Source organism: Vibrio penaeicida, from assembly GCF_019977755.1.
Classification (GTDB): Bacteria; Pseudomonadota; Gammaproteobacteria; order Enterobacterales; family Vibrionaceae; genus Vibrio; species Vibrio penaeicida.
This window is the reverse complement of record NZ_AP025144.1, coordinates 2,827,456-2,840,413: the sequence shown is the minus strand read 5'-3', so window position 1 is coordinate 2,840,413 and position 12,958 is coordinate 2,827,456. Positions and strand designations below refer to the sequence as shown.

Sequence of the window (12,958 nt, the reverse complement as noted above, 5' to 3'; positions counted from 1 at the left end):
TTAATCAATAGACCTTACGTCTCTTTTTGGTGTCTCTGTTCTTTGTTTCTCTTCCCAATTTGGTGCTATCCAAACGGGTAAATCTTTTCTTGCTAATAGTGGGTTGCCCAAAATAATGTCGGCTGCTCTTTCTGCCACCATAATGGTAGGCGCATTCAGGTTGCCATTTGGAATGGTTGGGAAAATGGAAGAGTCAACTACGCGCAGTCCTTGAATTCCACGTACGCGGCAGGCTTCATCCAATACCGCCATTACATCGCCATCGGCACCCATTTTGCAGCTGCATGAAGGGTGATAAGCACTCTCGACATTCTGCTTTACCCATTCATCAATCGCTTCGTCGCTGGTGATGGAAAGCCCTGGTTGAATTTCTTCACCGCGGTAATCATCCATCGCAGGTTGAGACAGAATCTCTCGAGTCAATCGAATGCAGTCTCGCCAGTCTTGTTGATCTTGTGAGGTTGAAATGTAGTTAAACTCGATTTTAGGCTTGTCTAAAGGGTTACTAGATACAATGGCAACTGTGCCTCGGCTTTCGGGTTTATTAGGGCCTACATGTACTTGAAAACCGTGATCTTCGAATGCGGCTTGTCCGTCGTAACGCATGGCAGCGGGTAAAAAATGGTATTGAATGTTTGGCCATTTCAACCCTTTCCGTGACCGGATAAACGCGCAAGATTCGAAGTGGTTAGTTGCGCCTAACCCTTTGCGAGTCAAAATCCACTCTGCGCCGATCAACCCTTTACTTACCAGTCCGAGTTTACTGTTAAGCGTGATGGGTTCTTTGCATCGATATTGGAAATAAACCTCTAGATGGTCTTGCAGATTTTCTCCCACACCGGGTAATTCATGTTTCAATTCCACACCGGCTTGTTCAAGCACGTGAGATGGACCAATTCCCGACAGCTGCAATAATTGAACGGAGCCGATTGAGCCAGCGCTCGAAATGATTTCTTTGTTCACATAGCATTTGGTTCGCTTGCCTGAACGTTCGAATTCAATACCAATGGCTTTTTTATCTTCCAGAAGAACGTTATGAACGACGACCCCTTTTAACAGTGTTAGGTTTGAGCGTTTAAGCGCACGCCTAAGGTAGGCGTTGGAAGTCGAAGCTCGTACGCCTTTGTCAACCGTCATGTGCATGGGGCCAAAGCCCTCTTGCTGATAACCGTTGTAATCCGAAGTCTCTGGGTAGCCAGCGTCTTTTCCGGCTTCTATAAAGGCTTGATACAACGGGTTCAGAGCCATGTCGTTACCGTTGCATGTGCCAACGGGACCCTCGCCACCACGGTATTCGTCCGCACCGCCCGACCAAGACTCTGCACGCTGGAAGTAGGGCAAGCAAGAGGGGTAATCCCACCCTTTAGCGCCTTGTTCTTCCCATTCATTAAAGTCACAAGCGTGACCGCGGACGTACACCATACCGTTGATAGAGGAGCTTCCACCTAAAACTCGTCCCCTTGGGCAATGAAGCTTTCTACCACCAAGCCCTTTCTCTTCAACGGTTTCGAATTGCCAGGCGTATTTTTCCGTGTTCATCGGATAAGAAAGAGCAGTGGGCATTTGAATAAAGATACTTTTATCCGTGCCACCCGCTTCAAGCAGCAGAACCTGATGTTCACCGCTTTCAGAGAGCCTATCTGCCAACACACAACCCGCTGAACCGGCACCAACGATAATATAATCGTAGCGTTGCTCCATTTCTTTATCTCCGTTTGGTTGCCGTTTAAGCGTATGGGCTTTCATAATCGCCAAGTTCAATCAGCACACTTTTGGTCTGAGTGTAATGACGTAACGTTTCCGGCCCGTTCTCGCGACCAATACCGGAATGTTTGTAGCCTCCAACTGGCATTTCTGCTGGTGAATCACCCCAAGTGTTTACCCAGCAAATGCCCGCTTGAAGCTGGTGGATGACTCTATGCGCTCGGGATAGGTCTTGAGTAAACACACCAGCTGCTAATCCGTAAGTGGTGTCGTTGGCTCTTTTGATAACGTCTTGTTCGTCTGAAAACTTCAGCACAGACATAACAGGACCAAAAATTTCACTTTGAACGTGTGGCATCCCATCTTCACAATTCACAAATACTGTCGGTGCAACAAAGTTACCGTTTTCCAACCCGTTGTCGGTAACCTGATAACCGCCAGTGAGTAGCGTGGCGCCACTTTGTTTTGCCGCTTCAATTGCGCCTAGCACTTTGCCCAAATGTTCTTTGGAAATCAGAGCACCGATTTGAGTCTGCATTTCGGTTGGGTCACCGACGATCAGTTTTTCAGTTCTTTCTTTTAATTGGTCAATGAATGCATCGTAAATGCCTTCGTGAACGTAAACGCGTGTACCGTGGGTACAAACCTCACCCTGCGTGTAGAAATTGGCAACCATAGCAGCAGAAACAGCGCCATCGAGCTTGGCATCATCAAAGATCACCATTGGTGACTTACCGCCTAGTTCCATGGTGACTTGTTTTAAGGTTTTCGCGCTGTCTGCCATGACTTGTTTTCCGGTTCCGGATTCGCCAGTGAAGGAGACTTTGGCAATGTCTGGATGTGCGGTAAGCATTTGACCGACCCGATGATCACCCTGCACGACATTAAATACGCCGTCTGGAAGCCCAGCTTGAGTAAAGATTTCAGCCAGCTTTAATACGGATAACGGTGTTTCTTCCGAAGGCTTAAAGATCATTGCATTTCCGGCAGCCAGAGCAGGAGCAGATTTCCACATAGCAATTTGAATAGGGTAGTTCCATGCTCCTATACCTGCACAAATGCCTAAAGGCTCGCGACGTGTATAGAAGAATTGGTTTTCACTCAAGGGTTGTTGCTCACCCTGCATACCGGGTGCTAGACCTGCGAAGTACTCAATCACATCAGCGCCAGTCACAATATCAACATCTATGGCTTCTTGGATGGGTTTACCCGTATCCGATACTTCCAATTTAGCCAGTTCGTCATTTTGTTCACGTAACAGAGCCACCGCTTTCAGTAAGATCCGGCTGCGCTCGGTTGGCGACATGGCGGACCAAACGCTAAATCCTTGCTTGGCAGATTGAATGGCACGTTCCAGATCTTGTTGGCTAGCCTGACCAATTTCAGCTAATGGCTGTCCTGTCGCAGGGTTATAGGTTGTGAAGCTTTCTTGCGAAGTTGCGTCACATGCGTGACCGTCGATATAAAGTGATTTCATATTCATTTAAAAGTACTGGCTGTCGTTATTTTGTGTTTAGTTGCTGCGTATAGAAAGTCAGTTGTTTGTCTAAGTAATCATTGATAATGAGGCGTGCTTTTTCCGCATCAATCCCTTTAGGGTTCAATGTTCCTCTTAACCAAACACCGTCGATTAAAGCGGCAATACCGTGGGCAATAATTTCTGCCTGTTCCTTCTCAAACAAAGCTTTTAGCTCAATTTTCAAATGCGAGAGAAGGCGTTTTTCGTTTACACGTTGAAGTCGTTTTAGTTCTGGGTCGTGGACTGAATAAGACCAAAATGCTAACCAAGTCTTTGCGACTTTGTTTTCTGCTTGGTAGCCCACAAAGTTGCCATCAATAATGGCGTTGATACGTTGTTGATGAGCGTCTTTAGGCAACTGACTTAATTGTTCAGTAATTGTTGAAGAGAGCTGACGAAGAATCTCTTTCATGGTTTCTTTTAGAAGACCATGTTTACCGCCAAAGTAGTGGTTAATGATCCCACTCGATACACCAGCTTCTTTGCTGATCAGTGAAATGCTTGCAGCATGCAACCCAACTCGATCGATAACGGTCATCGTTGCTTGAACAAGCTGTGGTTTCCTGATTTCTGGCATCCCAACCTTGGGCATGACGGCTTCCTTATTTTTAATTGAACGATCAATTAATAAAAATAATGCCCTAAAAATGCTTAGTACTCAAAACATTTTTTTTTAAAACGTCGCTCAGGATTTGACTAAAAGTAGGGAGATTAGAACCTTTTTTGTCTAAGAAATGTTAAATACCTCACCTTGAATAACATAGCGGGGAGTGAAGTGATTTTTACTTATCTTTTTGTATTTTATATTTATTTTTGATTTTCATTTAAAGGGGAGTTCAAGTTTGTAACGAAAGAGCACATATTTAGTACTGTTTAATTACATCGCTCATTTTGGTATGAATATTTTTTTATTTTTTAGCCAGATACTTTGCGTATTCAATAAGAATGATAAATACAAAGTGGTCTAATGAAAGTGAGTGAGCATACTTAGGTATGTTTGTAGGTGCTAAGATAGGTTGTCTAATAGTCTGAGTGGGAAATAGAAAGCCGTAAAAGAATGCCATAACGCAAGAAATTAGCATTACGGTTGTTGAGCGAAAGTTTCGCTTATTTAGTTAAGCACGTTAGCTATAAGAAGAAGGCAATGTCGGTAAAGGCTAATTTATACTGGCTTTAAGCTATACCAACAGTGCCAAGATTCCACCTATGGTTGCCGCTGCGGATAAATATTGCCCCGCGGAATAGGAAGTATCATCTTCTTCTTTAAACTTGTCAGGGTGATCCATTCCTAATGCACCATGAGCAAAGGATTCAACTTTGTCACCCACACCTTTATCTTCTGGATTTGCCGCGGCATCTTTTTCAATCTGCTGAAGTGCGGCAAGTAAGGCTTTGCCCTCATTGGACAACGTGACTTTGTTCTGCTCGACTTTGACAGCTGAACCGGGAACGGTATCTTCTACCGCTTTTGATTTTGCGCTGTTTGTCGCTGTGGCTGTAGGGGTAACCCTAACTGGCTCCGCTCCAATCGAAGTCATATTGTTCTCCTCAATATGGTCTGAATACTTTATCGGCAGATCTGCAAATAACTTTGACTATTTTTTCTGCCTAGCCTGATTATTTTTCCTACCCAATCTGATAGTTTTTTAAGCAAGAATCAGTCCATAAATTGAGGGTTACTCTTTTTCGCAGTTTAACCCTGAGTTTCGCTTACCTATTTGATGGTAAGCTTTCATTCTATTTTCTTGTTTTATGTATCTTGGTGGCAGCTCTGCAACCAACACTTGATAGCCTTTTTTGTCTGCAGTGATTTCCGTTACGGGCTCAATAATGGCAATGTTGAGATCTGGGTTTCTACGCTGGATAGACGCAGCAGTTCCAAGACCGTCGGACACATGAAATTTGCCAGCAGTGAGCAAGACTTTTTTATCGTAATTCTTGTTTAGATAGTGAACAATACTTTCCGCCATTGTTTCGTCCCAAGTAACTTGTGCAGCGTATTGGTTGGCGGTTTGTTCTGGTTTTCCGTGGTGCATAGAAGCCATGAATTTTTGTTTGTAGGGTGAATCGCTGGTGTCTATGTTTTCCGCAATAAATCCACGTTCTTCCTTGCTTAGGTTTTGAGTCCAACCGAGTCCTTTTCGGCCGATGCACTTAACGGTTTTCTTCGGCGCGTTTGCGGCTATAACATCCAGTTTATTCAAACGTGCATACTCAACCAGCGGGCGATAATCACTGGTGTAATTTGGCCAAGCATTACCCTGTTGAATTAGGGTTTGTTCGCCTATTTCTCCGTTCAAATAGTCGTTAATAAGACCTTGCTTGTCTCTAGAAAACTGTTCCATCGCAAGTGCGGTTGATAACCCTGATTGGTTCATGGCCGCGAACAAATCCGTTTGAAATTTATGAGTGCCAGCATGGCTGTGCCACTCACCGACTAAAATCACATCTGCGTTCTTTAATTCTTTGACTAATTGCTGCAAAGGCAACGCAGTTTCGGAGGAATAAATTTTATAATCGTAAAAGTTGGAAACAATCGCCGATGTTGGCGAAGTTACGGTTGATTGCGAAGTAGTAACGGCAGAGCAGCCTGCCAAAAGAAGCATGGGTAAAGGAATTATTTTTTTCATAGTCATCTCCGAAAGAGCGGGCAGTGTAGACCAGCCCTTATCATTATTCAACGAGTGAGAATGATTTTCATTAAGGGCTGGTGAGGTGACCCATTCTGATTCGTTTATACTTAGGGTCTGTTGATTTTTCGCGGTTAAATTTTGTTCGAGTTCTATGCATTTTAATCGCGGCGCAAGGTGTGTGGCCTAGTCATTCTAAGTAAATACCTTGCAACAAAGAGTAAAGTGCATAGAGCGGGGACGCCTAGTCGAACCCTTCGGGCAGCATTTGTGGTCTATTTCTACTACGTTATCGCCTATTGATGTAGAGCGACTACACCGAATAAGCTCTGCCTTGTATAAATAACCCACAAATTGCTGCAAAAATCATCTCGAAAGATCAACAGACCCTAATCACCCAGTGGCAAAGCGGTTTAAGTTACTTCTCATCAGAAGCAATAGGAAATAAGTACCACCAATGATAGAAACGACAATGCCAGCAGAGACTTGTCCCGGATAGACCACATTTTGCCCAAGCCAGTCAGCGAACATCAGCAGAGAAGCGCCTGTGAAGCCTGCGACCCACATTTGATCTTTTGCGCGCTTTGCTCCCAGCATAACCGCGACATGTGGAGCGAGTAAGCCAATAAACGATACTGGTCCCATCGTTGCCGTTACGGCAGAGCAAAGCATCGCAACCAAAATCAGCAGTAGCTTAAACTTAGCCGGAACATTTAACCCTCTTGCTTGAGCAAAACCTCGTCCTCCCGAGATTAGCGTTAGCCATCGATGGAGAGACAGCGCCAGCCCAGAAAGAACCACCGTACAGCCAAATAATGCAATGGCAGAGCCTGCTTCTACACGATAAGTTGACCCAGATAGCCAAGTTAGCAACAAATACGCAGTTTCACTGCCTTGTGCTAGCACGAAATGGATCAATGATTCTATTAGAGCTGTGAGTGCTATTCCCGTAAGAATGAGCATTCCGGGCGAGTATTCATGTTTTCTGCCAAGCAGCAGTAACAACCCTAGAACCGCGAGGCAACCAATAAACGCTAATGTGAATTGGAGTTCGAATAAGGTTGTTCCTAACAACATCATTCCTACAACCAAAAACAAACTAGCACCTGCTGAAATGCCAAGAATATCGGGGCTAGCCAACGGGTTATATATGATTCGCTGTAAAATGACACCAGCAATGGCTAGCCCAAATCCTGCGCTAAAGGCGGTGAGCATTCTTGGATATTGCTGGCTCCAAACAAATTCGGTGGGTACTTGCCATACCCAACTAGAGGCGTCGCCAGTGTTATAGAAAAATGCGCCTAGTATGACGAGTAATCCCGTACTGAACACGGCACTGTACAACGTTTTTGGTCGGTAACGGGCAGTTGAATTGGGTAAAGAAAGACTCATTTGGTCATGAGCTTTTAACTTACTGCGAGCAAACCAAACCAGTACAGGCGCACCAATGAGGGCTGTTGTGGTACCAGATGGAATGACGCTAATGGATACATAATTGATAGCGATGGTGAGCGTATCGGTAAACAGCAATAAACATGCGCCCAGCACCATACTCACCCAAAGTTCGCTTTTGGGAGTTCTGGCACCAGCAAAGCGAGCAATATTTGGTGCGATAAGCCCGATGAAACTTATAATGCCCACACTCGCAATAGCTGAAGAAACCAACCAAAGACCAAGCACAATGAGCCCAAAGAAAGCAGGAACTAGGTTAAGACCGCGAGCTTCAGCATTGGTATGCCCGAGCCTCAACAGTGCAAGGATTCTAGGGGAAATCAATAAGATGACGAGCCCAAGTAACAGTTGAGGGAAGAGCCAATCTACCTGTTGCCAGCCGTTCTGCGCGAGGTCGCCTGCGCCCCATATGAAAATGTCTTTTGCAAATTGGTCGTGAAAAAGAGCAATTCCCGTTGCGATCGCGCCAAAGAGTATATTAACCGCCATTCCTGCAAGCACGACTCGAAGACCAGATAGATCTTTCAAGCCGACAATACACATCACAACAGCCAGGCTGACCATTGCGCCAATGAAGGGCACCAATGTGGAAGTAAACGCACTCAATGTGGGTAGCCACACCGTGGCGCACATAAGTGCCAACCATGCTCCGGCAGATGTGCCTAACGTTAGCGGTGAGACTAGGTGATTTTGTGTCAGTTGCTGGAGAAGGCTACCAACCAACCCAAGAACAGCACCGGTCATGATAGCCATCAGTAATCGAGGAAGGTGGGCTTCTACAAAAAGTATTTCTTCAAATTCAACAGGTGAAAACTCTAAGCCGTAGAACTTTGACATAACCATGTCAGAAACGATGTGCCACTGCTGGTTAAGCGTGAGTTCACTGCCAATATAGCCAGACGCCAGTATTAGGGGGATTAACAATAAACCTATCCGTAGAATCGCCATTACTCACCTGCACTCGGTGCAACCGACTCTAAGCTTTCAGCGAGCGCTTCTGCTACATACAATAGAGACATGGCTCCACCATAGTTCCAAACAGGAGAAACCGAAGCGACTTTGTTATTTTTAACAAAAGGCATCGCGTTCCACATTACGGATTTCTCCAACTCGGATTCCTGTTTAAACGGCTTAAAGTACAGCGCGACACCATCACCAATGGAGTACAGTTTTTTCAAGCGCTTTTGAGTGACTCCCCACTGAGTGGTTGGCTGTGGTAGGGCAGGTTCAAATCCCAAAAGTTGAAGTGCTTCTTGGGTACTAGAGTTATCGCCGTAAAGGTAGACCGTCGTGGTACTAGCAAAACGAAATGCCGCTACCTTCGGTTTCTGACCGGCATAGGTTTTATCGAGTTTGATCTTTAGCGCATCAATCTTAGAGTACATTTGCTTGAGTCTACGTTCGGCGACATCGGATTTACCCAGAGCATGAGCAATTTGGCGAAAGTGTTTTATGGAGCGCTCTACATTGCCTGGTTCTTGTTTGTATGTGTGGTAATACAATACGGGTGCAATTTTTTCTAGGCGCTCGGTTAAGTCAATTTGTGGTGAACCAATAATGATGACATCGGGTTTTAGCTGTTCTAAGCGAGCGAGGTTTGGTTCCATACGCGTCCCAATATCTTCAACCGATTCTGGGACTTCAGGCTTAACCACCCAAGCTCTGTATTCAGGGATATTTGGTATGGCGACAGGTGCTACACCGAGTTCTAGAACTTGTTCGGCTATGTCCCAATTGAGAGCAGCAATCCTAACGGGAGTTTTGGGAAGAATCTGTTCGCCACGGCTATCTTCAGCGATGATTTGTGCCTGCAAAGTGAAGCTGAAAAAGAATAGGGTAAACAATGCTTTCTTTAACATATTATGGCTACCTTGTGGTCGTTGTTAGGGTGGTCTATCAGTGATACAGGAGTGTTATAGAGACTGGCTAATCGCTCTTCATCAAACAAAAGTTCACGTTTTCCTTCAAACAGGATATTCCCTTTTTTCAATGCGATAACGTGAGTGGCGTAGTGTAACGCTAAGTTCAAATCGTGAAGAATTACCAAGACACCTCTACCAGAATGTTGATTGAGTTGTTGGAGTAGATCCATCACTTGATATTGATGCTGGACATCCAAAGCGGAGGTGGGCTCATCAAGGATCAAAAAGTTAGATTGCTGCGCTAATAACATGGCGATCCAAGCACGCTGTTTCTCGCCACCAGATAGCTGGTCTGCCAGTTCATTGCTCATTGAGTGGACTTCTGTTTGAAGCATGGATGTTTCGATAATTTGATTGTCTTCACTATTCCATTGTCCAAAGACACCACGCCAAGGGTAGCGACCTAATCGAACTAACTCTTTTACATTCAACCCTGCAACTTCGGGCAACTTTTGTGGAAGATAAGCGACTTCCTTAGCCAATGATTTTGCAGAAAACTTTTCGAGTGGCTGCTGACCGAGCTGAATATGACCTTCTTCTGGACTGAATTGTTTAGCGAGCAGGTTAACTAATGTGGATTTTCCCGAGCCGTTATGACCCAAAACCACAGTAAAACCTTTGGGGTCAATGGAAAGTTCATCGATGTCCAATATGGTTTTTTCTTCACGAATGACTTTGATTTGATTGAGTTGATACATACGCTTTCGTTCTTAGTTTTGAATCGGGGACGAGTTCTTGAATCGAGGACAGTCTTCGCAAAGTGTCCCTTGAGTTGTCTTGTATACTAAACAACAGCTTTTTCTCACGTAGGAGAGGGCACCTTGTTTTTCTTCAATTCGACTGATTTGATCCAGAGGTAATTGAAATGCACTGAGCCACATGGCGGCATTGTTTCTTATGTCATCCAGAGTTAATTGAGGGTCAAATTCTTTCAGTCTTAAGCAACAATTTACGATAGCGTCAGCCAGCAAGTGCTTCACAAAACCTGGCCGACAACGATACTGTTGATCGAGTTGGGTTCTGTATTTTTCAAATAATACATTCAGTTGCAATGCAGCTTCGGGCACTAACTCTTGCACTTCACCATGTCGATGTTTTTGGTTTGAAAAGCAAAATCCCGTGACAAAAGAACCCATTTGGGACTGCCCGAAAGAATTGAAATCGGGCAGTGTTTTGAAGCCATATACGCTGATAAAGGCAATATATAGAGGTTGCCAAGTGGCCAAGTCCCAACATCGAGTTATCCAATAGCTTTTTCCTGCTTCAGGGTGCAAAACTTGCAGTTGAGAATACAGCTGATTGAAGAATGCCTCGCCGCTATGGTGCGAACGGAGCATTGATTCGTCTGGCTCCGTTATTTTACCTGATAGATAAGGCGTAATTTGTTCGCATGCACTGAAAAGTTGTTGGTGAAATGACTCTTGCACGGCTATTCGCTTTCCATGTTTTAAAATAGTTACATATACCCATGCATCTTGAGGTGACTTGGGTATGATCTTAAAACGCGAAAACAGGTGATGTTTACACACCACCTGTTTTGCGCTTTTTTACGGTTGATTAAAAATCAATTTTGACATTTAACTCCACCGTCCTTTCCTGACCGTACCAGCAGTAGCTTTCGTTCCAGCAGGTGTAGTATTCGGTGTTGAAAAGGTTATTTGCCACAACATTTGCCGAAGCCCCATTTAGGGAATCGCTGAATCGACTTAAATCGTATCCGAGCGACATATCGACGAGCGTGTAACTTTCCACTTTCCCAAGATTCTTATCAGTACTGTCATTTAATACAGCTTCACCAACGTAGCGAACACCGCCGCCTACACGTAACCCTTGCATAGCACCGTCGTTAACGTAGTAGTTTGACCAAAGGTTTGCAGCTTGCTCAGGCACAAATACTGGGACTTGACCGATGTTGTCTGGATTGTCATCTTTTGTGGTTTCGATATCGGTGTAGGTGTAGTTAGCGATGACATCTAGGTTTTCAGAGAGCAGTGTTCTGGCTTCAAGTTCAAGACCACGAGATCGTACTTCACCAATTGCGGTGTAAGGTGACGCTCCATCCTTACGAACACCGACATTTTTCTTCTTGATTTCAAACAGGGCAGCCGAAGCGGTAGATAAGCCATCTGCTGACGCATATTTAACACCAACTTCAATTTGCTCACCTACTTCAGGCTCAAGATTGTTGCCATCTTTATCCAGCTTCGCATTCGGTTCGAAACTGGTTGCAAAGTTTAGGAATGGCGAGAATCCATTTTCGAATTGATACATCGTACCAAGGCGATATGAGAACTTCGAGTCATTGTTGTCTGCGGTTGTTGTCGGTGGAGCGGCATAGGTCGTGCTAACTTCACTCTTCACATCATCGAAGCGACCACCTGCAATGAACACCCAATCATTCCAAAGAACCTGATCTTGGAAATAAGCGCCAAGTTGCTTCATTCTGACGTTTTGAGTCTGTGTCCAAGTTTTAGCAAAGGCACTTGGGTTTGCTGTGTTATTGTTTGGCGCATACAGATTAATGTCTGAAACATTGGCGAATGACTCGTATAAAGCCGAACCTTCAATTTCGCGATAATCGACACCAAATAGAAGGTAATGTTCAGACTCACCTACATTCGCAAAGCCGGATAATTGGTTATCAACACTGAACCCTTTTGACTTTTCGTCGGTAAGGTAGGCTGTTCTTTTCAATGTCCCTGTTGCAGCATCAAACGCACCACTCGCCGTCCCTTCTTGATAGAACTTTGAATCCATATAACGGAAGTTTTGCAGGAATGCCCAATCGTTGTTGAATTCGTGGTTAAACTTGTAGCCAGCTAACCAGAAATCACGTTTCATGGTGTTGTAATTTACGTCACCTGCATACGTTGAACGCGCAATTTTTTTACTTGGGTCCGTTGCTGTAATGCCTTCTAGAGGGATCGTAACATTGTGACCAAGGGCTGGGTCGTTTTGATAGTACAGATTAAAATTGACGAACGTCTTGTCAGACACGTACCAGTCAATAGATGGGGCGATCATGTATCGCTCTTCTTTAACATGATCGATCTGAGTATCCGATTTTCTTGCTAGAGCAATAAGGCGATAAGCCACGTTGTCACTTAGTGAGCCCGTTGTATCCACAGAGGCTTCAAGCAAGCTATTTGAACCAGTCGCCAAGTTAACCTGTGTGCTCTTTTCTAGCTGAGGTGCTTTCGCGATAACATTCACCATCCCACCCGGAGGCATGGTTCCATAAAGAACCGATGTTGGTCCCTTAAAAATCTCTAGTCGCTCAATGGCAACAGGATCAATTTGAGGTTGTACATTCCAACCCGGTAGCATTGGAAGCATTAAGCCATCGTAGTAATTGTCCGAAGAACTGAAACCGCGAATGTTTACCCAGTTCGATAAGACGACTGCGCCACCTTTGTTTTCTGTAGAGACACCAGGCGCGTATCGCAATGCCTGCATCACGGATTTTACGCCTCGTTGCTCAAGCTGCTCGCTTTCAATAACGTTAAGTGTTTGCGGCGTTTCTTCCGGCTCTAATACCGTTTTTGTCGCGGTATTTCGGTAGGCTTTACCAAAGACTTCAATGGTTTCTGTCTCTCCCGAATCCGCATTTACAAAAGGTGCGTAAGAAAAAGTAGCGGCAACAGCCAGTGCAATCACGGAGCGGCGCATTGTCGGGGTGTGGGATGGTTGGTTCATTAATACCTCAGCTATGTCCTTTTTAATCAGCGAGA

The 12,958-nt window shown here is 44.8% G+C and carries 10 protein-coding genes; all 10 read right to left on the bottom strand.

The annotated features are described in order from the left end of the window. A complete protein-coding gene (betA, locus tag LDO37_RS12700; protein WP_126610063.1) occupies positions 1-1,701 on the bottom strand; it encodes a choline dehydrogenase in 1,701 nt (566 codons plus the stop codon). A 25-nt stretch (positions 1,702-1,726) separates the two neighbouring features. Next, positions 1,727-3,187: a betaine-aldehyde dehydrogenase gene (betB, locus tag LDO37_RS12695; RefSeq protein ID WP_126610053.1), complete on the bottom strand. Its 1,461-nt coding sequence runs from the start codon at positions 3,185-3,187 to the stop codon at positions 1,727-1,729. A 19-nt stretch (positions 3,188-3,206) separates the two neighbouring features. Further along, positions 3,207-3,815, bottom strand: coding sequence for a transcriptional regulator BetI (gene betI / locus LDO37_RS12690; protein WP_126610052.1), 609 nt, complete (start codon positions 3,813-3,815; stop codon positions 3,207-3,209). A 586-nt stretch (positions 3,816-4,401) separates the two neighbouring features. Beyond that, positions 4,402-4,761 (bottom strand): hypothetical protein, encoded by a 360-nt coding sequence (locus tag LDO37_RS12685; protein WP_101112648.1) that lies wholly within the window; start codon positions 4,759-4,761, stop codon positions 4,402-4,404. 138 nt (positions 4,762-4,899) lie between these two features. After that, a complete protein-coding gene (locus tag LDO37_RS12680) occupies positions 4,900-5,853 on the bottom strand; it encodes a ChaN family lipoprotein (RefSeq protein ID WP_126609090.1) in 954 nt (317 codons plus the stop codon). 393 nt (positions 5,854-6,246) lie between these two features. Beyond that, the gene (gene fhuB, locus LDO37_RS12675) at positions 6,247-8,253 is read right to left on the bottom strand and encodes a Fe(3+)-hydroxamate ABC transporter permease FhuB (protein ID WP_126609091.1); all 2,007 of its coding nucleotides are present in this window, start codon (positions 8,251-8,253) and stop codon (positions 6,247-6,249) included. Next, positions 8,253-9,164 carry an iron-siderophore ABC transporter substrate-binding protein gene (locus LDO37_RS12670; protein WP_126609092.1) on the bottom strand — a complete coding sequence of 304 codons (912 nt, stop codon included), beginning with the start codon at positions 9,162-9,164 and terminating at the stop codon, positions 8,253-8,255. Before LDO37_RS12670 ends, fhuB begins: the two co-directional genes overlap by 1 nt. Next, positions 9,158-9,925 carry an ABC transporter ATP-binding protein gene (locus LDO37_RS12665; RefSeq protein ID WP_126609093.1) on the bottom strand — a complete coding sequence of 256 codons (768 nt, stop codon included), beginning with the start codon at positions 9,923-9,925 and terminating at the stop codon, positions 9,158-9,160. The genes LDO37_RS12670 and LDO37_RS12665 overlap by 7 nt, the downstream gene beginning before the upstream one ends. 12 nt (positions 9,926-9,937) lie before the next feature. Beyond that, positions 9,938-10,654 carry a siderophore ferric iron reductase gene (locus tag LDO37_RS12660; protein WP_185829897.1) on the bottom strand — a complete coding sequence of 239 codons (717 nt, stop codon included), beginning with the start codon at positions 10,652-10,654 and terminating at the stop codon, positions 9,938-9,940. 130 nt (positions 10,655-10,784) lie between these two features. Next, the gene (locus LDO37_RS12655; protein ID WP_126609095.1) at positions 10,785-12,923 is read right to left on the bottom strand and encodes a TonB-dependent siderophore receptor; all 2,139 of its coding nucleotides are present in this window, start codon (positions 12,921-12,923) and stop codon (positions 10,785-10,787) included. Positions 12,924-12,958 lie beyond the last annotated feature (35 nt).

Bases quoted from the DNA above. Each gene is read 5' to 3' on its own strand.
- LDO37_RS12670 (WP_126609092.1), bottom strand. From the start codon at position 9,164: ATGTTAAAGAAAGCATTGTTTACCCTATTCTTTTTCAGCTTCACTTTG.
- LDO37_RS12655 (WP_126609095.1), bottom strand. From the start codon at position 12,923: ATGAACCAACCATCCCACACCCCGACAATGCGCCGCTCCGTGATTGCA.
- LDO37_RS12685 (WP_101112648.1), bottom strand. From the start codon at position 4,761: ATGACTTCGATTGGAGCGGAGCCAGTTAGGGTTACCCCTACAGCCACA.
- LDO37_RS12680 (WP_126609090.1), bottom strand. From the start codon at position 5,853: ATGAAAAAAATAATTCCTTTACCCATGCTTCTTTTGGCAGGCTGCTCT.
- fhuB (WP_126609091.1), bottom strand. From the start codon at position 8,253: ATGGCGATTCTACGGATAGGTTTATTGTTAATCCCCCTAATACTGGCG.
- LDO37_RS12665 (WP_126609093.1), bottom strand. From the start codon at position 9,925: ATGTATCAACTCAATCAAATCAAAGTCATTCGTGAAGAAAAAACCATA.
- betB (WP_126610053.1), bottom strand. From the start codon at position 3,187: ATGAATATGAAATCACTTTATATCGACGGTCACGCATGTGACGCAACT.
- betA (WP_126610063.1), bottom strand. From the start codon at position 1,701: ATGGAGCAACGCTACGATTATATTATCGTTGGTGCCGGTTCAGCGGGT.
- betI (WP_126610052.1), bottom strand. From the start codon at position 3,815: ATGCCCAAGGTTGGGATGCCAGAAATCAGGAAACCACAGCTTGTTCAA.